Source organism: Dyella terrae, from assembly GCF_022394535.1.
Classification (GTDB): Bacteria; Pseudomonadota; Gammaproteobacteria; order Xanthomonadales; family Rhodanobacteraceae; genus Dyella.
Window position 1 is genome coordinate 3,741,710 of sequence record NZ_CP089414.1, and the last position, 24,546, is coordinate 3,766,255.

The window sequence follows — 24,546 nt, forward strand, 5'->3', positions numbered from 1 at the left end:
TCCCCTTGGTAATGCCGCAGCCAGCGAGGTCATAGCAGACAATGTCGAACACGCCGAAGATCATTTACACGCTTACGGACGAAGCGCCGTACCTCGCCACGCATTCGCTGCTGCCCATCATCAAGGCGTTCACCAGCACCGCTGGTATCGCTGTCGAGACGCGCGACATCTCGCTGGCCGGTCGCATCATTGCCCAGTTCCCAGACATCCTGCCGGACAACCAGAAGATCGCCGACGACTTGACGGAACTTGGCCAGTTGGCGACCACGCCGGATGCCAACATCATCAAGCTCCCCAACATCAGTGCATCGATGCCGCAGCTCAAGAGCGCGATCAAGGAACTGCAGTCGCAGGGTTACGCGCTGCCGGACTACCCGGAAGACCCGAAGGACGTCAGCGAGTGGAACGTCAAGGCGCGCTACGATAAGGTCAAGGGCAGCGCCGTGAACCCCGTGCTGCGCGAGGGCAACTCTGACCGCCGCGCACCGCTCTCGGTGAAGAACTACGCACGCAAGCACCCGCACAAGATGGGCGCGTGGTCCAAGGATTCGCGGACGCACGTCGCCCACATGGACGGCGGCGACTTCTACGGTAGCGAGAAGTCCACCGTGGTCGACAAGGCCACCACCGTGAAGATCGAGTGGTTCGGCAAGGACGGCACCAGCAAGGTGCTGAAGGAAAAGACCGCGCTGAAGGACGGCGAGATCATCGACGCCGCCGTGATGAGCAAGAAAGCGCTGACCAGCTTTATCGACGCGCAGATCGCTGAGGCGAAGAGTCAGGGCATCCTGTTCTCGCTGCATCTGAAGGCCACCATGATGAAGGTCTCCGACCCCATCATGTTTGGTTTCGCGGTCAACGAGTTCTACAAGGACGTGCTGACCAAGCACGCCGACGCACTCAAGAGCGTGGGCTTTGAGCCGAACAACGGCATCGGTGACCTCTATGCGCGCCTCGGCCAGCTGCCGCAGGCCACGCAGGATGCAATCCTCGCCGATATCTCGGCGGAGTACGCCAAGCGCCCGGCGCTGGCCATGGTCAATTCCGACAAGGGCATCACCAACCTGCACGTGCCGAGCGACGTCATCATCGACGCGTCCATGCCGGCGATGATCCGCGACTCCGGCAAGATGTGGAACGCTGAAGGCAAGCTCGAGGACACCAAGGCGGTGATCCCCGATCGCAGCTACGCGGGCGTGTACCAGGCCGTCATCGAAGACTGCAAAGCACATGGCGCGTTCGATCCGGCGACCATGGGTAGCGTGCCCAACGTAGGCCTGATGGCGCAGGCCGCCGAAGAGTACGGCTCGCACGACAAGACCTTCCAGATCGCTGGCGACGGCGTGGTCAAAGTCATCGACGAGTCCGGCAAGGTGCTGCTGGAGCAGCCGGTGGAAACCGGCGACATCTGGCGCATGTGCCAGACCAAGGACGCGCCGATCCAGGATTGGGTGAAGCTCGCCGTCACGCGTGCTCGCCTGTCCAACACGCCGGCTGTGTTCTGGCTCGATATCAACCGCGCGCACGACGCGCAGGTGATCAAGAAGGTCGAGCGCTACCTCAAGGACCACGATCTGTCCGGCTTGGACATTCGTGTGCTTTCGCCGGTCGACGCCACCACGTTCTCGCTGGAGCGTATCCGCAAGGGCCAGGACACCATCTCGGTCACCGGCAACGTGCTGCGCGACTACCTCACCGACCTGTTCCCGATCATGGAGCTGGGTACCAGCGCGAAGATGCTCTCCATCGTGCCGCTGATGGCCGGTGGTGGCTTGTTCGAAACCGGTGCGGGCGGTTCGGCGCCCAAGCACGTGCAGCAGTTCCTGGAAGAGGACTACCTGCGCTGGGATTCGCTGGGCGAGTATCTCGCCATTGCCGCATCGTTGGAGCATCTCGCCAACCGCTACGACAACGCCGATGCTCGCGTGCTGGCCAAGACGCTGGACGAAGCCAACGGCAAGATCCTCGACAACAACAAGTCGCCGGCGCGCAAGGTCGGTGAGCTCGACAATCGCGGCAGCCACTTCTACCTCGCCATGTACTGGGCGCAGGCACTTGCCGCGCAGAACGACGACGCCAAGCTCAAGGCGAAGTTCGAGTCGATCGCGAAACTGCTCACTGAGAACGAAGCCAAGATCGTCGGCGAACTGAACGGTGCGCAGGGCAAGGCGGTTGATATCAAGGGCTACTACCACCCGAGCACGGACCTCATCACCCAGGCCATGCGCCCGAGCAAGACCTTCAACGACGCGTTGTCGTCGTTGGGCTGATCGCCTGTTTATCGGTGTATCAAAAGAAGGCCGCGAAAGCGGCCTTCTTTCATTCTGGTGCCTACCGTTTCGTCAGGCAGGCGGCCTGAATTGCTCAGTGTTGATGACAGGCCATGCACGAGTAGCTGCTTGACAGCATCATCGGCGTGGCGGGCTTCTGACCTGGCGCGAGTGCCGCGTTGAATGCCGCGACATTGGCCTGCGCATCGTGAATGCGCTGCTCCAGCACGTCGCGGTACGGCCAGCTCGCATAGTCCGGCGAGCGCTTGGCCAGGGCGTACACCTTTTGCGCGGTCTGCCAGTCGCCGGATTTGGTGAGCATGTCGCCCATGTTGAGCAGAAAACCTTCTTCGTTGTGTGGGGCAACTGACGAGTTGAGGCAGGCACGTGCATCGCGTGAGCCGGTGCTCGCTTTGAACATGACGTTGGAGAGTTGATCCAGGTTGGCGCCGTGACGGTCGAGCGTGGTGTGTGCGCACACCTCCAGGTTCTGCCACTGCTGGTCCAGCGCGCGCTTGAAGCCGTCGCTGTCAGCCGGTTGGTTGCTTGCCACATAACCCGCGGTGAAGAGATTGAAGGCCGGCCAGTCTTTGACGGCTTGCTGCATGATCACCGCACCCTGGTCGCGCAGTGCGGTATCGCGGTCGATCTGTGCCTCGGCCAGCATCGCGCTGGCCAGAAACCCTCGAAAGCGGGCGTCTTCCGGCGCCAAGTCCACAGCCTTTTGGAAATACTTGCGCGCCAGCACGGCATCATCGGTGATGCTGGCGGGCGTTCGATCGAGCCGGCTGCGCTCTGACAGCCGCCACATGTGCAGCCAGCCCACGTGGGCGGCGGTGACCGCATCGTTGGGGTTGCGCAGGTAAGCGGCGGTGCTTGCTTCCAGGCTGGCCTGGATCTTCGCGTAGTCGCCGCTCTGGAAGGTCTCCCAGAACAGTCCATCGGCCTGTAGCGCCGCGGGCTGGCGTGCCGGCGAGGCATCGGCATGCGCATGGCTGGCAAGCAGCCCCCCGGCAGCGGCCACGAAGAGGGTGGCGACAATCAAGGCGTTTCGCGCGGTAGTCTTCATCGTCGGTCATCCATGGCTGGGTCGGTAGGCCATAGACTGAACGTGACGCAACCCCGGCTGCAGGGTCGGTTATCAACTTTTGGCTCTGACAGCTGTCACTTTCTGAGGCAGGGCGCCCCAGGCAGGTTAAGGGGCGCATGAATGCCGATCTGGCCACCCCAGGTTGATGTTATGACCCTGTCGGATAATTCATTTCTCGAACATTCCCGTTACTGGAGCTACGCATGCGTCCACCGCTGTTAGCCGCTGCACTTGTTCTCGCGGCAAGCGCACCTGTTTTCGCTCAGACGTCTGGTGCACCCGCACCGGCGTCGACGTCCGCAGCCGTCAACCTGGATGCGGTCACCGTCAGTGGCGTGCAACCCGGGCCAGGACTGTGGAGGGTGAGCAAGGGCGACCACGTGATGTGGGTGCTCGGTACGCTTTCGCCGCTGCCAGACAAGATCCAGTGGAAGACCGACGAAATCGAGCAGACCATTGCCGGTTCGCAGGAGGTGCTGGGCCCGCCCTCGATCCAGCTCAAGCCCAAGACCAATTTCTTTGGCAAGCTGTTCCTGCTGCCCTCGCTGGTGGGCGCGCGCAAGAATCCCGACGGCCAGACGCTGCAGCAGATGGTGCCAACTGCCGATTACGCGCGCTGGCTGGTGTTGAAGAAGCAATACATCGGCAACGACAACGGTATCGAGAGCTGGCGGCCGATCTTCGCCGCGGTGGAGCTGTACGACAAGGCGATCAAGCGCTACGGCCTGACCTCGTCCGGTGGCGTGAAGGACACCGTGCGTAATCTCAGCCAAGAAGCACAACATCAACTTCAACACCGTGCGTTACACCATGCTGGTGGAAGAGCCGCGCAGTGCGGTGAAGACCTTCAAGTCCTCGCCGATGGACGATCGCGAGTGCTTTGGCCGCACGCTCGACACCGTGGAGCGCGATATGGGGCACATCACCGAGCGCGCAAATGCCTGGGCGACCGGCGACATCGATTTGCTGCGCAGCCTGCCGATGAACGACCAGCGCGAAGCCTGCCTGTCGGCGGTGACCGAAGCCGGTTTTGCCAAGCAGTTGGGTTTCAGCGACGTGCGACAGAAGGCGGAGGCGATGTGGGTTGCCGAGGCGGATAAGGCGCTCAATACCAACACACAGACCTTCGCTATGTTGCCGATGGAAGACGTGCTGTCGCCGAAGGGGTTGATCGCTCGCCTGAAGGCGCAGGGCTATCAAGTGGAGGCGCCGGATGGCAGCGACGCCGAGGGTCAGGCCACAACGCAACCGTAAAGCTGCGCCCCGTTTGTTGGGGCGCACCTTAGGGGTGATTACGCGCTTGCCTGGTCCAGCGCTGCAATCTCTTCCTTGTTCAATTGCAACTCCACACCCTTCAGCAGCTCCTTGAGCTGCGGAACGCTTGTGGCGCTCGCGATCGGCGCCGTAACGCTGGGACGTGCGATTAGCCATGCCAGCGCAACCTGCGCGGGCGTGGCGCCGTGGGCCGCAGCTACCTTATCCAGTGCAGCAAGCACGCCAAGTCCATGCGGGTTGAGGTACTTCTGCACCGCGCCGCCGCGCGCTGCGCTCTTGGCAAAGTCGGCTTCGCTGCGGTACTTGCCGCTGAGGAAGCCACTGGCGAGCGCGTAGTAGTTGATCACGCTCACGTTCTCCGCGACGACCAGCGGTTCCAGTTCCTTTTCGTAACCCTTGCGGCTGACCAGGTTGTATTCCGGCTGTAGCGTCTCGTAGCGAGGCAGGTGGTATTCGGCGGAAATCTTCAGTGCTTCGGCAAAGCGGTCGGCGACGTAGTTCGAGGCGCCGATCACGCGCACCTTGCCTTGCTCGATCAGCTTGCCAAACGCACCGAGTGTTTCGTGCAAGGGCACCGTCGCATCGTCTTCATGAGATTGGTAAAGATCGATGTAGTCGGTTTGCAGGCGCTTGAGCGAGCCTTCCACCGCCTGGTTGATATTCATCGGTGACAAGCCGGGATGCTCGGCCCACTTCGCCACCTTGGTAGCGATCACCACCTTGTCGCGTTTGCCGCTGCGCTTGAGCCACTTGCCGATAATCGTCTCCGATTCGCCACCGCGGTTGCCCGGCACCCAAGCCGAATAAACGTCCGCGGTGTCGATCAGGTTGAAGCCCGCGTCGACGAAGGCGTCGAGCAGTTCGAACGAGCGTTGCTCATCTGCACTCCAGCCAAAGACGTTGCCGCCAAAGGCGAGTGGCGCGACAGAAAGCGAGGATCGACCCAGGGGGCGCAGTTGCATGGATGTGCTCCGCATTCAATGTAGGGAATAGGGGGTTGGTGCATACTCGGGGACCTGAGCGAGTATACGCGCCGCCCATGTGAGGCCCGTGCGTAGCCGCGCCGACACTGGAGGAAGGCGAATGAAGAGCAAGGCAGCAACACTGCGGCGTGCGGTTTTGACGGGCGCCATTGTGATGGGTTTGTGCACGAGCGCCGGTATGGCTACGGCGCAGACGCTGACCCGCCCATGGAATGACACCACGCTGTCGCCCGATGCGCGCGCGAAGCTGCTGCTCGCACAACTCACGCAGGACGAGAAGTTCCAGCTTCTCCACAGTTATTACGCTGGGCCGGATCGTCCGGCTGACAAACCGTTTCCTAAAGGGGCGATCGCTTCGGCCGGTTACATCGCGCCAATTGATCGGCTCGGTATTCCCGCGCTGGAAGAAAGCGACGCAGGTCTTGGCGTAGCCAGTTCCAGCCGCATGCGCCCCGGCGACCACGCCACACCGCTGCCTGCCGGGCCAGTGACGGCAGCAAGCTGGGATCCGAAGGTTGCCTATCGTGGTGGCGCCATGATCGGCAGCGAAGCGCACAGCAAGGGTTTCAACGTGCTGCTTGCCGGCGGCATCAACCTCACGCGCGAGCCGCGCAATGGGCGCAACTTCGAGTATGCGGGCGAAGATCCCCTGCTTGCCGGCACCCTCGTCGGCGAAGCCATCAAGGGTATCCAGGACCAGCACGTCATCTCCACCATCAAGCATTTCGCGTTGAATAATCAGGAGACGGGTCGCAACACCATCAACGTGCAGATCGGCGAGCAGGCGATGCGGGAGTCGGATCTGCTTGCATTCGAGCTGGCCATTGAACATGGCAAGCCCGGTTCGGTGATGTGCTCGTACAACAAGGTCAACGGCGACTGGGCCTGCGAGAACGACTACCTGATGAATCAGGTGCTCAAGCGCGACTGGAAGTATCCCGGTTTTGTGATGTCCGACTGGGGCGGTGCGCACAGCGCGGCGAAAGCAGTGAACGCCGGCCTCGACCAAGAGTCAGCCGGTGAAGTGTTCGACAAGGAACTGTACTTCGACGCGCCGCTGCGCGCGGCGCTGGCCAAGGGCGAGGTGAAGCAGTCGCGCATCGACGACATGGTAGAGCGCATTCTGCGCAGCATGTTCGCGGTGGGCGTGTTCCAGTATCCCGCCGGCAAGGCGCCCATCGATTCGCAGGTCAACCTGAAAGTAGCGCGCGAAACGCTGGAGTCGGGCGCCGTGCTGTTGCGTAACGAACACGACACCTTGCCGCTGGATCTCAACAAGCTGCAGTCCATTGCCGTGATCGGCGCGCATGCCGACAAGGGTGTGCTCGCTGGCGGTGGTTCCTCGGTAGTCACTGCGATGGGCGGCAACGCTGTGCCTGGCATCGCGCCCACGACGTGGCCGGGGCCGGTGATGTATCACCCGTATGCGCCGCTCAAGGCGCTGCGTGATGCGGCGCCCAAGGCTAACGTGCAGTTCGCCGAAGGCAACGACGTAGCGGCTGCCGCTGCGCTGGCCGCGAAGTCGCAGGTTGCCGTGGTGTTTGTGCAGAAGTGGCAGACCGAATCGCTCGATTCACCGGATATGTCGCTGCCCGACAACCAGGATGCACTGGTCGAAGCCGTGGCCAAGGCCAATCCGCGCACCATCGTGGTGTTGGAGAACGGGAACCCCGTGGCCATGCCGTGGCTCGATCAGGTCGGCGCGGTGCTGGAGACGTGGTATCCGGGCGGCGACGGCGGCAAAGCCATCGCGAACCTGCTTTCCGGCAAGGTGAATCCCTCGGGCCGCCTGCCGGTGAGTTGGCCGGCGGATCTCTCCCAGCTGCCGCGCAAGGATCTTCCCGCAGCGGCCGGTGGCACGCCGCCCGATGCAGTGGACTACACCATCGAAGGTGCCAACGTGGGTTATCGGTGGTATCAGTCCAAGGCCATCAAGCCGCTGTTCCCGTTTGGCTACGGCCTGTCGTACACGCAGTTCACCCACGGCCCGCTAAAGGTCGACGCGAACGGCTACCAGTTGAAAGCCACGGTCGATGTCGCCAACACAGGCACGCACGCCGGTGCCGAGGTGGCGCAGGTCTACGTGCGCGTACCCGGTGCCAAGGCAGCCCGGCTTGCTGGCTATTCAAAGGTGTTCCTCAAGCCCGGTGAACACCGCACGTTGACCATTCCGCTGGAGCCGCGCCTGTTGGCCGACTTCGATGTTGCGAAGCATGGTTGGGTGGTACGAGGTGGTGACTACAGCGTTGCCGAAGGTTCTTCCTCGGACGCCGTCGGCACCGCCGTCAATGTGCAGCTCACCACCGGAAAGCTCTAACGCAAGGCGCCGGCTGTTGAGGCCGGCGCCTCCTGTCAGCCGCAACCGTCGTGGGCGAGCTTGGGCGGTGCCAGACCCTTGCGAGCCGTGGCCGTCACATTGGGCGTGCGTTCGCGCTTGCCAGTGGGGCGTGGCTTGGGTGTCGGCGTATCTGCCAGCCGACGGGCCAGTTCCGGGTCCGTAATGTGGCCATGCAAGAACAGCAGGTTCGTAAAGAGCGAGCTCATGACATCCTCCCGTCGTGCCATTGTTTGAGCGTTCGCTCAAGTTAGAGCCATCACGGATGGCGAAAAAGCGATATATTCGCAAGCCAGCCTTGAGGGATATTCAAGATGGCGCGCGTCTCGCTGGATCTTCTCCAACAGTTTGTCCAGGTGGCCCGGCTCGGCAACCTGTCGCGCGCTGCCGAACAGGCCAACCTCACGGTGAGCGCGCTCAGCCATCAGGTGCGGCAGTTGGAGCAGCGGCTGGAGCGCAAGTTGTTCGAGCGCGGCCCGCGCGGCGTGCAGCTCACCGTTGAAGGGCGCCGCTTGCTGGAAGCGGTGGGGCACCACTTCGATGGCATCGATCGCGCCATGGCGGGCTTTCGTTGTCGCCGCGACGACGTGCTGACGTTGAGCGCCATTCCCGGCGTCATGTCCAGCTGGCTAGTGCCGCGCCTGGCGCGATTGGTGGCAGCTCACCCAGAGCTGCAACTCAACCTGCAGTCCAGCGTGGAACTGGTCAACTTCGAGCGCGAGCCCGTGGATGCCGCCGTACGCTATGGTCGCGGCCCATGGCCGGGATTGATCACCGAGCGCCTGTTCGGCGAGTGGATCGCACCGGTGGCATCACCCGCCTTGCTGGAACGCATGAGCGAAGTGGACCCTAACGATCTCGGTCGTTGGCCACTGCTTGGCGATCCCGGTGACCGCTGGCGCGACTGGTTTGCGCAAAGCACCGGCGAGTTGCCGCCCCGGTACGTGGCTCACTTCGACAACACCGATGCCCTGCAACGCGGTGCGTTGGAAGGCATGGGCGTGGCACTGGGGCGCATGGTCATGGCGCGCCCGCTGATCGAGGCCGGCCTGCTCAAGGTGCTGGGCAACCGCTATCAGCAAATCCCCGAAGCGTATTTCCTGGTGTACCCCGAGCATGCGAAGGATCACGCAGGCCTGCGCACGTTCCGCGAGTGGCTGCTGTGCGAAGCCGGCAAGTACGCCGAGGCCATGTCGTACGCCACCGGCAACAATGGCGACCATGCCTTGTAAGAGCGCCAGGCCTCATCACAGGAGCATTGGCCTCTCGCAGTACGTGATCGCACTCACGTGAAAGACCGTCTCCAGCTTTTCATGCTCCACTAGACCGGATGGCAACGGTTATCCTTCGTCCATCCACCGTTTGTATACATAGTGGTCGGCAAGCTGCGCCCGTTATGCTGTGCGTGTTGTTTCGTGATTTTCGCTAGGGGTTTTCGATGAACAGCCGTGTTTTCCTGGGGCTGGCAGCCGTGCTGCTGGCGGCCTGCAGTGGTCATTCCGCGCCAGCCAGCGCGCAGGTGCAGGATCAGCCCGCCGCACTGGTGCCACCCACCAGCGCCAGTGATTTCACGGCGTCCCAGCTCGATCAGGTGGTTGCGGGTGACTGGCGTTCGCCGGACCACAAGGCACGCGACGTATATCGCCACCCCAAGGCAACACTGCAATTCTTCGGCGTTCGCCCGGATCTCACCGTTGTCGAAATCACCCCGGGTGGCGGCTGGTACACGGAAATCCTTGCGCCGCTGCTGCACGACAACGGGCACTACATTGCCGCCACCCCCAAGCCCGCCGTCGACGGTGAGGCTAGCCGTGACCTCAGCGGGTTGAAGGGGAAGTTCACCGCCGACCCCGCGCATTACGGTAAGGCCCAGATCGAAGAATTCGATCCCAAGGCGCCTTCATTCGGTGCCCCTGCTTCCGCCGACATGGTGCTGACCTTCCGCAACGTACATAACTGGGTCGAAGCCGATACGGCACCCGCCATGTTCAAGGCGTTCTTTGCCGTGTTGCGTCCTGGTGGTGTGCTTGGTGTGGAAGAGCATCGCGCTGCCGACAACGCAAGCCTGAATGCGGTAAAGGAGAGCGGCTACTTGCCCACCAACGTGGTGATCAAGCTTGCTACCGATGCGGGTTTCCAGTTGCAGGGTTCGAGCGAGATCAACGCGAACCCCAAGGACACCAAGGACTATCCCAAGGGCGTGTGGACATTGCCGCCCACGTTAACGCTCGGCGATCAGGATCGCGCCAAGTACCTCGCCATCGGTGAATCCGATCGCATGACACTTCGCTTCGTCAAGCCGGATGCCTCTGCATCCTCGGCGCCGACGCACTAAATACATGGAGAGCGGCGGTCCGCAACGGGCTGCCGTGGATGTTGCATGCTTATTGTGCTCAACAAACCTTATGGCGTTCTCTGCCAGTTCAGTGATGCGGATGGCCGCCCCACGCTAGCTGCGTTCGTCAAGCAAAAAGACGTCTATCCGGCGGGTCGCCTCGATCACGACAGTGAAGGTCTGCTCCTGCTGACCGACGACGGTCGCCTGGCGCACAAGCTCACTGATCCTCGGCACAAAGAACCGAAGACCTACTTGGTGCAGGTGGACGACCAGATCACCGACGAGGCCATCGATGCCCTTCGTCGTGGCGTCATGCTTAACGATGGGCTGACGCTACCTGCGCAGGCAGAGCATGCGGCCGAGCCCGACTGGCTGTGGCCGCGCGACCCGCCCGTGCGTTTTCGCAAACTCATACCCACCAGCTGGCTACGCCTGACGTTGCGCGAAGGCCGCAATCGACAGGTGCGCCGCATGACGGCGGCCGTGGGATTCCCCACGCTACGCCTTATCCGCGAGCGTATCGGCCCGTATGCACTGGATGGTCTCGCGCCGGGTGACGTACGCGTTGTAGGTTAACGCGTACAGCTAAATCGCTGAAATCCTAAGGCTTATTCGCACCACTCATCGGGTGGCTGTCGCTAAGGTAATTGAGCACATGGAAACCAAGGCTTAGCCGCTTTGATATCCATGGATGTTCGTTACTAAGTCGAAGGAGCAAGACATGAAAATCATACGGATGGCCGTGCTCGCCAGCGCCATTGTTGTCGCGGCGGGTTGCGTCTCGGAGAGCAAATACAAGAACGAAGTGGCGCAGTCCAACCAATACCAGGCAGACGATGCCCAGTTGACCGCGCTCAACAAACAGCTCTCCGCCAAGCTGGGTAGCGATGACGCCACCATCAAGCAACTGAAGGGAGAGTTGAGGGTCACCGTCGTCAACCAAGTTCTGTTTGCGGAGGGTGGCTACGCGCTCAACGCCAACGGCGAAAAGATCTTGGATAAGATTGCTCCCACGCTAGAGACCCTGAGCAAGCAACGTCTGGCCGTCGAGGCCTTTACCGACAACGTTCCCATTGGTGAAGCACTCAAGGCGCGCTTTCCCTCCAATGTCGAACTCTCCTCTGCCCGCGCAGACGAGGTGGTTCGTTACCTGGCGAAGAAGGGCGTATCGGATCGCATCATGTCCGCGCAGGGCTATGGCGAACGGCATCCCGTGGCTAGTAACGACACCCCGGAAGGTCGCGCCAAGAATCGCCGTGTAGAGCTAGTCATCACCAACGTGCCATTGCAATAAACCGCTCTGATCTACGCAATAAGGCCCCGCTACGGCGGGGCCTTTGCTTTTCAGGCCGGCGACAGCCCAAAGAATGCACGCGCAGTCGCCGTGCTGTGCGCGGCGGTCTCTTCCACAGGCTCATCACGGTCGCGCGCGATTTCGTTACAGATATGCCGCAAGTACATCGGCTCATTGCGCCGGTGTGAGGGTTGCGGCCTGACGGTGCGCGGCAGCAGGTACGGTGAGTCCGTCTCGATCATCAGCCGGTTAGCTGGAATATCCTTCACCAACTCGCGCAGGTGCATGCCGCGACGCTCGTCGCAGATCCAGCCCGTGATACCGATGTGGCAATCGAGCTCCAGGTAGTCGCGCATCGCCTCGCCCGTATCGGTAAAGCAGTGCACCACGGCCCCCGGCACCTTATCGCGATAGCGGCGCAGCAACGCGACGAAGTCATGGTGCGCATCGCGCTGGTGCAGGAATAGAGGCTTTTGTACGTCCACCGCAATCTGAAGCTGTCGCTCGAACACGGCGAGCTGCACATCGCGTGGCGAGTAATTGCGGTTGTAGTCCAGGCCCGTTTCACCCACGGCACGCACCTCCGGATGCATCGCCAGCTCGCGCAGGAGCGTATCCGTAGCGTCGTCGTACTCAATGGCATGGTGCGGGTGAACGCCGGCGGTTGCATAGAGCAAGCCCGGATGCGACTGGGCGAGCGCATATGCATGCGTGCTGCCATCCCGCGACGCGCCCGTCACCACGAGCTGAGCCACGCCATGATCCTTTGCACGCTGCAACACCGCATCGAAGTCGTGGTGGAACGACTCATGGGTAAGGTTTGCGCCGATGTCGATGAGTTGCATGGTGTCGCCGTGTGTACAGAGAAGAATCCTATTTTTCCAGAGTTCTTCGCTTACGCAAGTGCTAATTTTCAAGATGATACCTCCGCGCTGTTTGATGTCCTCCGATGCGAGATGGGTTGAATGCGAGGCGGTTTGCTTAAACCATGCGCGACAGTATCGGACGGCGCCTACTCAAGTAGTAGGAAAAAAGCCGCTGTTTGGATGGCCATATGGCCATTGTTGTATTCATATCCATGCGCCGATAGTCAAGACATCTTCGTCATTTGTTCGATCACCCGCCAGTACTGGGGAGTTACGTGGGTGAAGCCGGCAACGGCGAAGGCGTCCGGCCCGTTATGGCCGTCCAATTGCTTCATCGGGGAGTAACAAGCCAATGCCATGTTTCAAGTGTGCCGAAAGCTTCTTATCGACGCTCAAGAACGAACTAACACGCGGCAAGATCTTCGCCACCCATGAGGCAGCCAGGGCGGCGATCGTCGAGTACATCGAGGGCTTCTATAACCGCAAGCGGCTGCATCAAACGCTCGGCTACCGTACGCCTCTGGTTGTGGATGGCGAGGCGACGGGTGCTTAATTGCCGTGTCCGAAAAACCGGGCCATCTCAGAGTCGCCTTTTCCTGTTTGGCTGGTTGATTCCAGACCAAGCGCGCTTTTGTGAGAGGCTCCGTCGTCATCTGTCGCTGTGTCGGCCAAGAGCTCGACATGGCTGAATGCATATGACGGCTACCACGGCTCTTCGACAGGCGTACCGGTTCCCGCTTGTCGGGGTAAGCCGATGGCTTGAGCCCATAAGCACTAACACCTGATATGCCGGGGGTGATCTATCCCATCCCTGTGTCAGGGTGGTGACCTCGCCCTTTCATCTTGAAAGGGCCGGCGGCGGTCAACCTAAGGGGTACCTGGCTGGAGCAGGCTGAGCTTCTGATCCTTCGGGGGCTCGAATCAGGTCGGGCGGGTACGCCGTCCAAGCCCTCCGCAAAATATCGCGTACGGGCCCCATTCTCCTTTTTCGGCCCTTTGGGATCAGCAAGTGACGGCCACAACGCATCTTTACCCTCGGGGTACGGAACGCTGGCGCGAGAACGCGGTCGCATATGAGTGACCAAGGTGAGAAACCGTGCTCGCGCATTCGCTGGCGGGTGTGTTAACAATGCTTCTTCGGTGCTGTTTGGGGGCGGTACCTAAGCAGTCGAACCATTGGAAACGGGGTGAAGCATGTCGGCAGTCGCCAAGCCGGCGGCCAATGTGGAGGGTGCGGCGACGGAAAGCCGCGAGGTGGCGGTTTGTGCGCTGCTGGTCTCCCGTGGTCGGCTGAAAGATACAGACCTAGCACGCGCTCGCCGCCTGCATGAAGAATCCCCCGACGGCACGCTGACGGGTTTGATGGCGCGGCTGGGCCTGGTGTCCGAGCGCGACCTGGCCGAAGCGTGGTCGGAGTTGCTGGATACGCCGCTGTTGGCCGCGCGCGATGCGCCGGACATGCCGCCGGCGGAGCTCGACGTCTCCGTGCGCTTCCTGAAGCAACAGCACGTGGTGCCGGTGCGCGTGGGTGAGGACGGCGTGGCGCTGGTCGTCTCGGACCCGGCCGACCCCTACCCACTGCAAGCGATGCAACTGGCCGCCGGCCGCCCGGTCGCGCTGCGCATCGGTTTGCGCTCGGAAATCGAGGGCCTGATCGAGCGCTACTACGGCTCGGGCCGTTCCGCCATGGGCACCATCGTGGAAAACCTCGACGGCAGCGCCGCGGTAGAAGACGACGTCGAGCATCTGCGCGACCTCGCCTCCGAAGCGCCGGTGATCCGCCTGGTCAATCTCATCTTGCAGCGCGCCGTCGAACAGCGCGCCTCCGACGTGCACATCGAGCCGTTCGAAAACCGCCTCAAAGTGCGCTACCGCATCGACGGCGTACTGCACGAAGTCGAAGCGCCGCCCTCCAGCTCCACCGCCGCGGTGATCTCCCGCGTCAAGATCATGGCCAAGCTCAACATCGCCGAGCGCCGCCTGCCGCAGGACGGCCGCATCCAGTTGCGTGTGCAAGGCAAGGAACTGGACCTGCGCGTGTCCACCGTGCCGACCAGCTTTGGCGAATCGGTGGTGATGCGTATCCTCGACCGCGAATCGGTGGTGTTCGACTTCGCCTCCTTAGGCTTCACCGATAACTTCCAGCAACGCTTCGTCGACGTACTGGACCGCCCCCACGGCATTCTGTTGGTCACTGGCCCCACCGGTTCCGGTAAGACCACCACGCTGTACACCGCGCTGTCCCAGATCAACACGCCCGACGTCAAGATCATCACCGTCGAAGACCCGGTCGAATACCAGATCGAAGGGATCAACCAGATCCAGGTCAAACCGCAGATCGGGCTGGATTTTGCCGGCGCCCTGCGCTCCATCGTGCGCCAGGATCCGGACGTGATCATGATCGGCGAAATGCGCGACCTGGAAACCTGCCGCATCGCCATCCAGTCCGCGCTCACCGGTCACTTGGTGCTGTCCACCTTGCACACCAACAGCGCCGCCGGCGGCATCACCCGCCTGCTCGACATGGGCGTGGAAGATTACCTGTTGGGCTCCACCGTCAACGGCATCCTCGCGCAGCGCCTGGTGCGCCGCCTCGATCCGGAAACGGCGACCCCGTATGAAGCCCTGCCCGAAGTGATCGAGCAGTTCGAGCTGCACAAATACACCGACGAGCGCCCGATCCGCCTGTGGAAACCCGGCAGCAGCGCGGCCAACCCCAGCGGCTACCGCGGCCGTCGCGCCATCATGGAATTCCTGGTGATGACCGATCCGCTGCGCCGCATGGTGATGCAGCGTGCCGATGCCGGCGAGATCGAGCGCGTCGCGCGCAGCGAAGGCATGCGCACCATGTACGAGGATGGCATCGCCAAGGCGGTCGCGGGCGTCACCACCCTGGAGGAGGTGTTGCGTGTTACGCAAGAAAGTTGATGCGCGGATGCGCGTGGCGCAGGTGCGGCCATGAGCCAATTCCGCTACCGCGCTGTCAGCGCCACCGGCGACGTCTTGCAAGGCCAGATGGAAGCGGCCAGCGTCGAGGAAGTGGTCAGCCGCTTGCAGGACCAAGGCCACACGCCGCTCGATGCGCGCGCCGCCGACAGCGATGCCGGTGGCAGCGGCATCGCCGGCTGGTTCAAGCGCGGCCCGTTCACCGGCGACCAGCTCGCCCAGTTCACCCACCAATTGGCGACCTTGCTCGGCGCTGGCCAGCCGCTGGATCGCGCGCTGGGCATCCTGATAGACCTGCCCGAAGGCGCCAGCGCCAAACAACTGATCGAGCGCGTGCGTGATCGCGTGCGCGGCGGCACGCCCTTGTCGCAAGCACTGGACGACGAGCACAACGTGTTCCCCAAGCTCTACATCAGCCTGGTGCGCGCCGGCGAAGCCGGCGGTTCGCTGGAAGACACCCTGCGGCGCCTCGCCGATTACCTGGAGCGCTCCCAGCAACTGCGCGGCAGCATCATCAACGCGCTGATCTACCCCGCCTTCCTGATGGTCGGTGTACTCGGTTCACTGCTGCTGCTGCTGGCCTACGTGGTGCCCCAGTTCGTGCCGATCTTCGAAGACATGCAGGTGCCGATCCCGCTGATCACCCAGATCGTGCTGGCGGTGGGTGGCACCTTGCAGACCTGGTGGTGGGCCATCGCCCTGCTGATCGTGATGGGCGTGGCTATCGCGCGTGCGCGCCTGCGCGATCCGGCGGCCCTGTTGGCCTGGCACGGCCGCCTGCTGACCATGCGTCTGGTCGGCCCGCTGCTATTGAAAGTGCAGACCGCGCGCATCGCGCGCACGCTCGGCACCTTGCTCAAGAACGGCGTGCCCTTGCTCACCTCGCTCAGCATCGCGCGTCAGGTCACCGCCAACAAAGCGCTGGACCAAGCATTGGCGCAGGCCTCCGAGCAGGTCAAGGAAGGCGCCGGGCTGTCCTTCGCGCTGGACCAATCCCAGCGCTTCCCGCGGCTGGCCCTGCAGATGGTGCAGGTGGGCGAAGAAGCCGGCCAGCTCGACACCATGCTGCTCAAGGTGGCCGACACTTTCGAGCTGGAAAGCCGCCGCGCCATCGACCGCCTGCTGGCGGCGTTGGTGCCCGCGCTCACCATCGTGATGACGGTGCTGGTGGCGATCATCATGGCCGCGATCCTGCTGCCCATGCTCGACCTCACCAGCCACATTCAGTAACCCATCGAACGACGACGAGGTACCCCATGCGACAAAAGACTTTTGGCCGTCACCACGCGGCACGCGGCTTCACCCTGCTGGAAATGCTGGCGGTGATCGTGCTGATCGGCATCATCGGCGCGGTGGTGGTGACCCAGGTCGGCAAGAACGTCGACAAGGGCAAGTACGGCGCCGGCAAGGCGCAGCTCACCACGCTCAGCCAGAAGATCGAGAACTACGCGCTCGACAACGGCACCCCGCCGCAACAGCTGCAGGACCTGATGGCAAAGCCGGCCAACGCGCGCAACTGGCAAGGCCCGTACGCCAAAGAGTCCGAGCTGAAGGATCCCTGGGGCCATGAGTTTGGCTACAAATACCCCGGCGACCACGGCAGCTTCGACCTGATCTTCTACGGCCAGGACGGCAAGCCCGGCGGCGACGGTTACAACGCCGACGTCGGCAACTGGCAGTAAGACGATGCCGGCGAAGCCGCCACGCGCAAGGATCGACCGTACTCCACGTGCGGCGCGCGGCTTCACCTTGCTGGAAATGCTGGCGGTGATCCTGCTGATCGGCATCGCGGCGGCGGCGGTGGCGGTGTCGGTCACGCAGGGCCTGGCCAGTGCGCGCGTGAGCGCGGCGAGCGGCGAACTGGCCGCGGCGCTGCGTGGCGTGCGCACGCAGGCGATCGTGCACGGCAACGAGCACACCTTGGACGTCGACACGCGCGACAACACCTATCGCGCCGACCACGGCCCGGCGGTGCGCTTGCCCACGGGCATGCGCATCGGCATCACCAGCGCGAAGGAAGATCAGGTCAATAGCTACACGGGCCGCATCCGTTTCTTCCCGGATGGCAGCTCTACCGGCGGACATATCACCTTGCAGCGCGAGCGGCGGCAGTGGCGGGTGAATGTGTCGTGGCTGACCGGGGCGGTGAGTGTGGCGGATGTGAGTGCGAAGCGATGAGGCGCGCGCGTGGGTTTAGTTTGTTGGAGGTGATCGCGGCGACGCTGTTGCTCGCCATCGCTTTTGCTGCGCTGCTGAAAGTGGCGGGTGGTTCCATCCAACTGACGCGCAACGCGGACGATCATAGTCAGGCCGCGTTGTGGGCGCGTTCGCTGCTGGATACGGTGGATATCACCACGCCACTGCAAACCGGCCACACCGAAGGACGTTTCGACGCCAACTACCGTTGGCGGTTGGCGGTGACGCCGTGGAGCCCTGCGCCTGCCGGGCAGAACATACCCATGCGTGTGATGAAGCTTGATCTCGACGTGATCTGGGGGCCGCGCCTGCATGAGCGTTCGGCGCACTTCAGCACGTTGCGTGTGCTTGGCCCGGTGAAGACGTCGTGAAGCACGCCGCATCCCATCGCATGCAGGGCTTCACGCTGCTTGAAGTGCTGGGCGCGCTTGCGTTGTTCGCCATCTTGTTGATGGGCGTGTATTCCGGCGTGCGCACAGCGACGCATACGGTGCGCTCGGGCGAGGCAGCCATCGAGCGGGTGGATCAAGTGCGTTCGGCTCAGCAATTCTTGCGCCGCGAGTTGGCGCAGGCGCGTGCGGTGCCGTTGGCGCATACCGACAAGGGCGATCCGATCTATTTCAAGGGCGATGCGCACGAGCTGCGTTTCGTGGCGCCGTTGCCCGGCTATCTGGGTAGGCTGGGGCCGCAGTTGCAGGCATTGAAGCTGGTGTCCAACGGCGATGGCACATCGCGGCTGGAGGCAAGCTTTGCGCTGATGCCACCGGATGGTTCCGCACCGAAATCGTTGGGCGATCCTGAAGTGCTCGTTGATCACGTGCGCGACGGCACCTTCAGTTATCGCTCGCCGGACACTGCAGATCGCGCGGGCGACTGGCGCAACGCCTGGGACGACGTGCGCGCCATGCCGCGCATCGTGCGCATTGTGCTGCAGTTGGACGGCACCTCGACATGGCCAGAACTCGATGCGCCGCTGCGTGTGGACGCTGCGGCGATACAGGGGCAGCCGGCCGATCTGCTGCAAGGCCTGCAACGGAAGACCGTGCAATGAGCACGGCCGCGCATCGCCAGCGTGGTGTGGCCCTGCTCGTGGTGCTGTGGGCATGCACGCTGCTGGCGATCCTGGTGGGTGGATATGCGGTGTTGGCGCGCACAGAAGGATTACAGGCGCGTTACCAGTTTGCGCAGACGCAGGCGCACTACGCCGCCGAGGCCGGCCTGATGCGCGCTATCTATGCCCTGCAGGATCCGCAGACCGACCAGCGTTGGATTCCCGACGGACGCAGCTATCCGTTCGCCTTCGACGGCGCCAAAGTCAGCATCAGCATCATCAGTGAAACAGGCAAGGTCGATCTCAATGCCGCCTCGCCCGACGTTCTGAAGAATTTGTTCCGCGCGGCGGGCATGTCCGACATGGATGCGCAATCACTGGCGGGCAATATCGTGGACTGGCGCAGTTTTTCCTATTCACCGGCGGGCACGGTGCCCAACGCGGCCTACGCCAATGCCGGTCTGGACTACGGTCCCCGGCATGGCCCGTTTGGCACCGTAGAGGAATTGCAGATGGTGCTGGGCATGAATCCCAAGGTGTACCGAGCCGTGGCGTCGCAGGTCACGCTATGGTCGGGGCGTCCCGCGCCCGATCCGAACGTGGCGCCGCCGTTGGCGCTTGCCGCCGTTCCCGGCATGACACCGGCGCAGGCGCAAGCTATTGCTGCCTCCCGTACGGGCGCTCCGCAGCAGCCGGGCCTAGGCGCGATACAGGGAGTAACGCATAGTATCCGTTCGGAGGCCACGCTGGCTGACGGTACGCGCGCGATCTTGCGCGCGACGGTGCGATTACAGGGCATCCGCCCGGGCGCATTGCCGTATACCGTGCTGCGTTGGCAGGAGGGAGAGGGCGAATGAGTACGGCAACGCAGCCGCTGCAACTGCAGCTCGACCGCGCGCGTCGCGCATGGAGCAGTTCGCCCATGCCTCGCTTCTTTGCGTGGTGGGGCGGCGAATTGCTGGCGCTGTTTCCGGTGCGCTGGCGCGAGCGCTTCGGTGGCGGTGCGGCCTGGTATCTCCTGCAACTCGACGATGACGATTGGACGCTGCGCAAGGCCGGCACCGCGCCCGTGCTGGCACGCTGGAGCAGCCAGCTCGATGCGGCAGGTCAGCTGGTAGCACTGACCGATGCGTTGCGTGGCGTGGATGCCGAAGATCTGCGTTTGGCCTTGTGCCTGGACGGAGCAAACGTGCTTCGTCCCCGCCTCAACCTGCCGCTGGCCGCGCGTGACAATCTCGCGCAGATCGGTGCTTTCGAGATGGATCGACAGACGCCGTTCCGCGTCGAGCAAGTGCGTTATGACGTGCGCGAAGTACGCGCATCGGCACCGGCCGGCCGCTTTGCGGCGGAGTTGGTGGTGGTGCCTCGCCATACGTTGGATCCGGTGCTGGCGAAACTGGCCGCGTCGGGTCTGCAGGTGGATGCCGTGGACGTGGTCTCCGGTGCGGATCGTCTCGGCGCGAACCTGTTGCCTGCCGAACTTGCACCACGCCGCAAACATCCACGGCAACGCCTGAATCTGGCGCTGGGCGTCGCTGCCATTGTCCTGCTGTTGCTATCGCTGCTGCAGTTTCTGCACAACCGCGAGAGTGCGCTGGATCAGATGCGTACGGATGTCGAAGGCATGCGCACCGACGCGCAGCAGGTCGCAACGTTGCGGCAGCAACTGCAGGACAACGCCGGTGCCGCCGGTTTCCTGGCCGCACGCAAGCAGCGCACGGTATCGGCGTTGGCCGTACTGCAGGACATCAGTCAGCGCCTGCCGACCACGGCATGGCTGGAACGCCTGAGCATCGACAACACAGGGCAGGTTGGTTTTCAGGGACAGAGCCCGCAGGCGGCGCGTCTGGTTGATGCGCTGAAGGGCTCGCCTGTCATCACCGATGCGAACTTCCAGGGCACGATCCAGGTGGATCCCGCGACCGGCAAGGAACGCTTCTACATGGTGGCGCAGCTGCGCAAGCCCAACGACGCCAAACCGAAGGCAGCGCCCGCGACGCCCGCAGCGGCCGGCAGCGCGCCATGAAGCTGGCCGCGCTCAAGCCGCGCGACAGCCGCATTGCGGCGATCCTGCTGTTGCTCGTCGTGCTGGTGATCGCCTATTTCGCCCTGCTGCACTGGTGGTTCGTGGCGCCGCTGCAATCCATCCATGCCGAGATGGACGACCTGCGCGACACCCACGCGCGCTACGCCTCCGCCATTGCCGAGAAACCGCAACTGCAGCAGCGCATCGCTGCGATGGGCGCAGGGCAGGCGGCCAGTCACGCCTTCCTGCCCGAAGACGACCCCAACGCCGCTGCCGCCGGCCTGATGCAGCGCGTGGTCGATACCGTAGCCGCGCATCCGCAAGGCGGCGCCTGCGACGTCACCCAAAAAATGCCCGTCACCAACCCGCCGGCGGCGCCCGACGAGCCCTACCGCAAAGTCGCCGTGAGCATCAGCCTGCGCTGTGATGTGCAGCCGCTGGCCGAGACCTTGCACGACCTGGAGCAGGGCACGCCCTACCTGTTCGTCGATGATCTGAGCATCTACCGCAACCCGGTCGCCGCCATGCAACAGGCCGCCGCCCCGTTGGAAGTGCAGTTCACCCTGTCCGGCTACGTGCACCAGCCGCGCGCGAGCGGCGACGATGCCCAGGGCGGTGCGCCATGAACGCCGCTGCCCAACGCCGCCTGACCCCGATCCTCGGGGGTGTAGCCGTACTGTTCGGTGCGCTGCTGCTGACCCTGCTGCTGGGCGTGGGCCGCAGCGTGTCCTGGGGCGCGACACGCCCGGCCACGCCACTGCCGCCCGCACACGACCAAGGCCTGCCGCCGTCGGTACCGCTGGCCCAGTTCTCCGCCGTGTGGCTGCAACCGCTGTTCAACAACGATCGCAAACCGGTGATGCACGCCGCCTCCGGCGGCGCCAGCCTGGGCGACATGTCGCTCACCGGCATCATCCTCACCCCACCGCTGCATATGGCCCTGCTGCGCGACAAAAGCGGCGACCACAACGTGCGCGTGCGCGAAGGCGACAGCTTGCCCGACGGCAGCTGGCGCCTGGTCGAGCTCAAGCCGCGCGCCGCCGTGTTCGAATCCGGCAGCGGCCGCACCGAGCTGCAACTGCCCGCCGGTGCGCCCATCGACGTGCCCAAGCCCGACAGCAACCCACCGCCGGCCCCCGCGCCCGGTGCCGCGATAGTCACCCCCGCCCCCGTGCCGCAGAACGGCCCCATGCTCAACACCACCAACACGCCCAACCCCGCCTTGCAGTCGCCCAACGGGGCCGACGCGCAAGCCGACCGCATTCGCCAGTTGCGCGACGCCATCCAGAAGCGCCGTGCCCAACAGCAAGCCGCGACACCCGAGGGAGCCCACTAAGCCATGTCCATCCAGCGCACCTCGCGGTTCACCCGCATCAGCACCCTCACCCTGGCCTTGTGGCTGGCCGGCTGCCAGAGCTTGCCGCCGACCCACGACGACGGCGCGCTGCAGCGCGAGGCCCTGGCCGGCACTGAAAAGCCGGTGCCCGCGCCGTTGAACACCCGCAACACCCCGGCCGATCAGACCACCTCGCCCAAGCCCCAAGTCACCGAAGGCACCGGCCAGTTCGTGCGTGCCACCGGCCTGGCGCAACCGCGCAAAGCCGCCAGCGGCGACGGTGCGGTGACCTTCAACTTCGAGAACCAACCCGTACAGGCGGTGGTGAAAGCCATCCTCGGCGACCTGCTCAAGCAGAACTACACCATCGTGCCGGGCGTGCAGGGCAACGTGTCCTTCTCCACCGCCGAACCGGTGGACAGCAGCCAGGCCATTCCCATCCTGGAAACCCTGCTGTCGTGGACCAACAACGCCCTGGTCATGCGCGAGGGCCAATACGTGGTGATGCCGGCCAAGGACGCCGTGGCCGGTAACCTGGTGCCCAGCCTCAACGCCGTGGCCCCGCAAGGCGGCCTGCAGGCGCGGCTGTACTCCTTGCGCTACATCTCCGCCACCGAGATGCAAAAGCTACTCAAGCCCTTCGCCCGCACCGATTCCGTGCTGCTGGCGGACCCCTCGCGCAACGTGATCGTGCTCTCGGGCACGCCCTCCGAACTGGACAACTACCAGCGCACCATCCACACCTTCGATGTGGACTGGCTGCGCGGCATGTCCGTGGGCGTGTTCAGCCTGCAACACGCCAACGTCGGCGAACTCGGCCCGCAGCTTGACCAGATGTTCGGGCCCAAGAGCGACACCCCGCTGGCCGGCATGGTGCGTTTCCTGCCGATCGAACGCACCAATGCCATCGTGGTGATCAGCAACCAACCGCAGTACCTGCAGGAAGTCGGCGACTGGATCACCAAGATCGATCGCGGCGGCGGCAACGAGCCGGAGCTGTTCGTGTACGACGTGCTCAACATCAAGGCGTCTGATCTCGCGCAGTACCTGGGGCAGATCTATACCAACGGCAGCGGTGGCGGCGGCAACGCGGGCAAGGTCGGGCCGGGGCTCAATGGCTCCACGCTAGGTGCCAGCGACAATGCCAACGGCAACGCCAGCGGCATGGGCAGCACCGCCGGCAGCTTCGGCAGCTCGCCCTCGGTCAATGGCGTAGGTGGCGGTTTTGGTGGTGCGGGTGGCTTTGGTAGCGGCGGCACCGGCGGCGCCACGGGTGGCACGAGTGGTTTTGGTAGCACGGGCACGAGTGGTGGTTTGGGCAGCAGCGGCACGAGTGGTGGCGCGGCGGGTGGTCTATCCTCCTTCGGCAACAACAATGCCGGCAGCAGCGGCAACCAAGGCCAGCAATACGTGTCCGAAGATGGCTCCATCCGCATCAGTTCGGTGGACTCGAACAACCAGTTGTTGGTGCGCGCACGGCCCTCGCAATGGGCGGAAATCCAGCAAGCCATCAAGCGCCTCGACAACGTGCCGCTGCAAGTGCAGATCGAGATGCGTATTCTCGAGGTGGACCTCACCGGTCAGCTGGAGTTTGGAGTGCAGTGGTATCTGCAGGGGCTGGCTGGCAGCACACCGACCGTTGATGGCAATGGCAACATCAATGGCGCAACCAACATACCGCCCGGCGCACATCGCCAGATTTCGTTGGGCTCGGGCGGCAACCAATACGGTGGCGAGCCATTCTTCTATTCGTTCCTGAGCAGCAACGGTAAGTTCCAGGTGGCCATTCGCGCGCTGGAAACCAACGGCAACACCAAGACGCTGTCGGCACCGTCGCTGGTCGTGCTCAACAACCAAGTGGCGCATATCCAGGTCGGTGATCAGATCCCGATCAACCAAACGTCGATCGTGACGGGGCTCAGCACGGCGGGCACCACGGCTAGCAGCGTCAGCTACATCCCGACGGGTGTGATTCTGGATGTGCAGCCGCGCGTGAATCCGGGCGGCTTGGTTTACCTCAATGTGCAGCAGCAGGTGAGTGGCACGACGGGTAACGCCAACTCGCAGGGCAACTTCACCATCCAGCAACGCGCGGTGGGCACGCAGATCGCGGTGCAGAGCGGGCAGACCGTATTGCTTGGCGGTTTGATTCAGCAGCAAGAGGACAATACCGATACGGGTATTCCGGTGTTGAATCGTGTGCCGATCCTTGGCCGTCTATTTGGCACGACCAATCACAGCCGCAACCGCACGGAGCTGCTCGTGCTGATCACGCCGCGTGTGATCACCAGTAGTGAAGAGGCTAAGCAGGTGACCGACGAATATCAGCGCAGGTTTGAATCGTTGGCGCCGTTGAGGAAGGATAGTGGGGCGGCTGGGGCCAGTAATGGTGGGGCGGCGTCGCATCCGTAGTCACGCTTTTCGCGCTCCCTCTCCCCTTAGGAGAGAGGGTTGGGGTGAGGGGACATTCTTGCCTCACTACTTCAAAAGAACCGTCACCCCTGCGCAGGCAGGGGTCCAGTGACTTTGCGCTCGGTTGT

22 protein-coding genes and 2 pseudogenes are annotated in these 24,546 nt (G+C 63.4%); 20 read left to right on the forward strand and 4 right to left on the reverse strand.

From position 1 onward, the window contains the following. The first annotated feature begins 41 nt into the window (after nt 1–41). Nucleotides 42–2,270, forward strand: a complete 2,229-nt coding sequence (locus DYST_RS16355) for an NADP-dependent isocitrate dehydrogenase (RefSeq protein WP_102303114.1) — start codon at nt 42–44, stop codon at nt 2,268–2,270. 94 nt (nt 2,271–2,364) lie between these two features. Here DYST_RS16355 and DYST_RS16360 read toward each other — a convergent pair whose 3' ends face one another. Then, on the reverse strand, nt 2,365–3,339 hold the full coding sequence (locus tag DYST_RS16360) for a hypothetical protein (protein ID WP_239946682.1): 975 nt from the start codon (nt 3,337–3,339) through the stop codon (nt 2,365–2,367). A 404-nt stretch (nt 3,340–3,743) separates the two neighbouring features. On the opposite strand from DYST_RS16360, the pseudogene DYST_RS24045 reads away from it, so the two are divergent. Further along, a pseudogene (locus tag DYST_RS24045) lies at nt 3,744–4,049 on the forward strand (TraB/GumN family protein); the annotation flags it as partial. A 109-nt stretch (nt 4,050–4,158) separates the two neighbouring features. Beyond that, the gene (locus DYST_RS24050; protein WP_275666853.1) at nt 4,159–4,614 is read left to right on the forward strand and encodes a TraB/GumN family protein; all 456 of its coding nucleotides are present in this window, start codon (nt 4,159–4,161) and stop codon (nt 4,612–4,614) included. Between the two features lie 38 nt (nt 4,615–4,652). On the opposite strand, the gene DYST_RS16370 is transcribed toward DYST_RS24050, so the two are convergent. Further along, nucleotides 4,653–5,597 (reverse strand): aldo/keto reductase, encoded by a 945-nt coding sequence (locus tag DYST_RS16370; RefSeq protein WP_239946684.1) that lies wholly within the window; start codon nt 5,595–5,597, stop codon nt 4,653–4,655. A gap of 121 nt (nt 5,598–5,718) precedes the next feature. Here DYST_RS16370 and DYST_RS16375 point away from each other — a divergent pair, with 121 nt between their 5' ends. Beyond that, nucleotides 5,719–7,935, forward strand: a complete 2,217-nt coding sequence (locus tag DYST_RS16375; protein ID WP_239946686.1) for a beta-glucosidase family protein — start codon at nt 5,719–5,721, stop codon at nt 7,933–7,935. 35 nt (nt 7,936–7,970) lie between these two features. On the opposite strand, the gene DYST_RS16380 is transcribed toward DYST_RS16375, so the two are convergent. Continuing rightward, a complete protein-coding gene (locus DYST_RS16380; protein ID WP_102303109.1) occupies nt 7,971–8,162 on the reverse strand; it encodes a hypothetical protein in 192 nt (63 codons plus the stop codon). A 105-nt stretch (nt 8,163–8,267) separates the two neighbouring features. Here DYST_RS16380 and DYST_RS16385 point away from each other — a divergent pair, with 105 nt between their 5' ends. From DYST_RS16385 to DYST_RS16400, 4 genes are all read left to right on the forward strand, one after another. Beyond that, nucleotides 8,268–9,185 carry a LysR substrate-binding domain-containing protein gene (locus DYST_RS16385; RefSeq protein ID WP_239946688.1) on the forward strand — a complete coding sequence of 306 codons (918 nt, stop codon included), beginning with the start codon at nt 8,268–8,270 and terminating at the stop codon, nt 9,183–9,185. A gap of 206 nt (nt 9,186–9,391) precedes the next feature. Next, a complete protein-coding gene (locus tag DYST_RS16390) occupies nt 9,392–10,288 on the forward strand; it encodes a class I SAM-dependent methyltransferase (RefSeq protein ID WP_239946690.1) in 897 nt (298 codons plus the stop codon). 45 nt (nt 10,289–10,333) lie between these two features. Then, a complete protein-coding gene (locus DYST_RS16395) occupies nt 10,334–10,867 on the forward strand; it encodes a pseudouridine synthase (RefSeq protein WP_239946692.1) in 534 nt (177 codons plus the stop codon). Nucleotides 10,868–11,012: 145 nt separating this feature from the next. Then, entirely contained in the window at nt 11,013–11,585 is a 573-nt protein-coding gene (locus tag DYST_RS16400; RefSeq protein ID WP_239946693.1) for an OmpA/MotB family protein, read from the forward strand. A 50-nt stretch (nt 11,586–11,635) separates the two neighbouring features. Here DYST_RS16400 and DYST_RS16405 read toward each other — a convergent pair whose 3' ends face one another. Beyond that, nucleotides 11,636–12,430, reverse strand: a complete 795-nt coding sequence (locus DYST_RS16405) for a TatD family hydrolase (protein WP_239946694.1) — start codon at nt 12,428–12,430, stop codon at nt 11,636–11,638. A 391-nt stretch (nt 12,431–12,821) separates the two neighbouring features. On the opposite strand from DYST_RS16405, the pseudogene DYST_RS16410 reads away from it, so the two are divergent. The 12 genes and pseudogenes from DYST_RS16410 to gspD form a co-directional block, all read left to right on the forward strand. Further along, nucleotides 12,822–13,004: pseudogene (locus DYST_RS16410) on the forward strand (IS3 family transposase); the annotation flags it as partial. Between the two features lie 641 nt (nt 13,005–13,645). Then, nucleotides 13,646–15,379 carry a type II secretion system ATPase GspE gene (gspE, locus tag DYST_RS16415; protein WP_239946695.1) on the forward strand — a complete coding sequence of 578 codons (1,734 nt, stop codon included), beginning with the start codon at nt 13,646–13,648 and terminating at the stop codon, nt 15,377–15,379. A 30-nt stretch (nt 15,380–15,409) separates the two neighbouring features. Beyond that, entirely contained in the window at nt 15,410–16,627 is a 1,218-nt protein-coding gene (gspF, locus tag DYST_RS16420) for a type II secretion system inner membrane protein GspF (RefSeq protein WP_239946696.1), read from the forward strand. 26 nt (nt 16,628–16,653) lie between these two features. Further along, nucleotides 16,654–17,079, forward strand: coding sequence for a type II secretion system major pseudopilin GspG (gene gspG / locus DYST_RS16425; protein ID WP_102303101.1), 426 nt, complete (start codon nt 16,654–16,656; stop codon nt 17,077–17,079). Between the two features lie 4 nt (nt 17,080–17,083). Next, complete coding sequence (locus tag DYST_RS16430; RefSeq protein WP_102303100.1) at nt 17,084–17,575, forward strand: GspH/FimT family pseudopilin; 492 nt, start codon at nt 17,084–17,086, stop codon at nt 17,573–17,575. After that, nucleotides 17,572–17,964 (forward strand): prepilin-type N-terminal cleavage/methylation domain-containing protein, encoded by a 393-nt coding sequence (locus tag DYST_RS16435; protein WP_239946697.1) that lies wholly within the window; start codon nt 17,572–17,574, stop codon nt 17,962–17,964. The genes DYST_RS16430 and DYST_RS16435 overlap by 4 nt, the downstream gene beginning before the upstream one ends. After that, nucleotides 17,961–18,644 (forward strand): prepilin-type N-terminal cleavage/methylation domain-containing protein, encoded by a 684-nt coding sequence (locus DYST_RS16440; RefSeq protein ID WP_343214833.1) that lies wholly within the window; start codon nt 17,961–17,963, stop codon nt 18,642–18,644. The genes DYST_RS16435 and DYST_RS16440 overlap by 4 nt, the downstream gene beginning before the upstream one ends. Next, a complete protein-coding gene (locus DYST_RS16445; protein ID WP_239946699.1) occupies nt 18,641–19,501 on the forward strand; it encodes a general secretion pathway protein GspK in 861 nt (286 codons plus the stop codon). Before DYST_RS16440 ends, DYST_RS16445 begins: the two co-directional genes overlap by 4 nt. After that, nucleotides 19,498–20,670, forward strand: a complete 1,173-nt coding sequence (locus DYST_RS16450; RefSeq protein WP_239946701.1) for a PilN domain-containing protein — start codon at nt 19,498–19,500, stop codon at nt 20,668–20,670. The genes DYST_RS16445 and DYST_RS16450 overlap by 4 nt, the downstream gene beginning before the upstream one ends. Continuing rightward, a complete protein-coding gene (gene gspM, locus DYST_RS16455) occupies nt 20,667–21,296 on the forward strand; it encodes a type II secretion system protein GspM (protein ID WP_102303096.1) in 630 nt (209 codons plus the stop codon). Before DYST_RS16450 ends, gspM begins: the two co-directional genes overlap by 4 nt. Beyond that, nucleotides 21,293–22,006, forward strand: a complete 714-nt coding sequence (locus tag DYST_RS16460) for a general secretion pathway protein GspN (protein WP_239946703.1) — start codon at nt 21,293–21,295, stop codon at nt 22,004–22,006. Before gspM ends, DYST_RS16460 begins: the two co-directional genes overlap by 4 nt. 3 nt (nt 22,007–22,009) lie before the next feature. Next, nucleotides 22,010–24,418, forward strand: a complete 2,409-nt coding sequence (gene gspD / locus DYST_RS16465) for a type II secretion system secretin GspD (protein WP_239946705.1) — start codon at nt 22,010–22,012, stop codon at nt 24,416–24,418. The last annotated feature ends 128 nt before the right edge of the window (nt 24,419–24,546 follow it).

Excerpts from the sequence above, each read along its gene's own strand:
- DYST_RS16355 (WP_102303114.1), top strand. The coding sequence starts at position 42 with ATGTCGAACACGCCGAAGATCATTTACACGCTTACGGACGAAGCGCCG.
- DYST_RS16360 (WP_239946682.1), bottom strand. The coding sequence starts at position 3,339 with ATGAAGACTACCGCGCGAAACGCCTTGATTGTCGCCACCCTCTTCGTG.
- DYST_RS16370 (WP_239946684.1), bottom strand. The coding sequence starts at position 5,597 with ATGCAACTGCGCCCCCTGGGTCGATCCTCGCTTTCTGTCGCGCCACTC.
- DYST_RS16375 (WP_239946686.1), top strand. The coding sequence starts at position 5,719 with ATGAAGAGCAAGGCAGCAACACTGCGGCGTGCGGTTTTGACGGGCGCC.
- DYST_RS16380 (WP_102303109.1), bottom strand. The coding sequence starts at position 8,162 with ATGAGCTCGCTCTTTACGAACCTGCTGTTCTTGCATGGCCACATTACG.
- DYST_RS16385 (WP_239946688.1), top strand. The coding sequence starts at position 8,268 with ATGGCGCGCGTCTCGCTGGATCTTCTCCAACAGTTTGTCCAGGTGGCC.
- DYST_RS16390 (WP_239946690.1), top strand. The coding sequence starts at position 9,392 with ATGAACAGCCGTGTTTTCCTGGGGCTGGCAGCCGTGCTGCTGGCGGCC.
- DYST_RS16395 (WP_239946692.1), top strand. The coding sequence starts at position 10,334 with ATGCTTATTGTGCTCAACAAACCTTATGGCGTTCTCTGCCAGTTCAGT.
- DYST_RS16400 (WP_239946693.1), top strand. The coding sequence starts at position 11,013 with ATGAAAATCATACGGATGGCCGTGCTCGCCAGCGCCATTGTTGTCGCG.
- DYST_RS16405 (WP_239946694.1), bottom strand. The coding sequence starts at position 12,430 with ATGCAACTCATCGACATCGGCGCAAACCTTACCCATGAGTCGTTCCAC.
- gspE (WP_239946695.1), top strand. The coding sequence starts at position 13,646 with ATGTCGGCAGTCGCCAAGCCGGCGGCCAATGTGGAGGGTGCGGCGACG.
- gspF (WP_239946696.1), top strand. The coding sequence starts at position 15,410 with ATGAGCCAATTCCGCTACCGCGCTGTCAGCGCCACCGGCGACGTCTTG.
- gspG (WP_102303101.1), top strand. The coding sequence starts at position 16,654 with ATGCGACAAAAGACTTTTGGCCGTCACCACGCGGCACGCGGCTTCACC.
- DYST_RS16430 (WP_102303100.1), top strand. The coding sequence starts at position 17,084 with ATGCCGGCGAAGCCGCCACGCGCAAGGATCGACCGTACTCCACGTGCG.
- DYST_RS16435 (WP_239946697.1), top strand. The coding sequence starts at position 17,572 with ATGAGGCGCGCGCGTGGGTTTAGTTTGTTGGAGGTGATCGCGGCGACG.
- DYST_RS16445 (WP_239946699.1), top strand. The coding sequence starts at position 18,641 with ATGAGCACGGCCGCGCATCGCCAGCGTGGTGTGGCCCTGCTCGTGGTG.
- DYST_RS16450 (WP_239946701.1), top strand. The coding sequence starts at position 19,498 with ATGAGTACGGCAACGCAGCCGCTGCAACTGCAGCTCGACCGCGCGCGT.
- gspM (WP_102303096.1), top strand. The coding sequence starts at position 20,667 with ATGAAGCTGGCCGCGCTCAAGCCGCGCGACAGCCGCATTGCGGCGATC.
- DYST_RS16460 (WP_239946703.1), top strand. The coding sequence starts at position 21,293 with ATGAACGCCGCTGCCCAACGCCGCCTGACCCCGATCCTCGGGGGTGTA.
- gspD (WP_239946705.1), top strand. The coding sequence starts at position 22,010 with ATGTCCATCCAGCGCACCTCGCGGTTCACCCGCATCAGCACCCTCACC.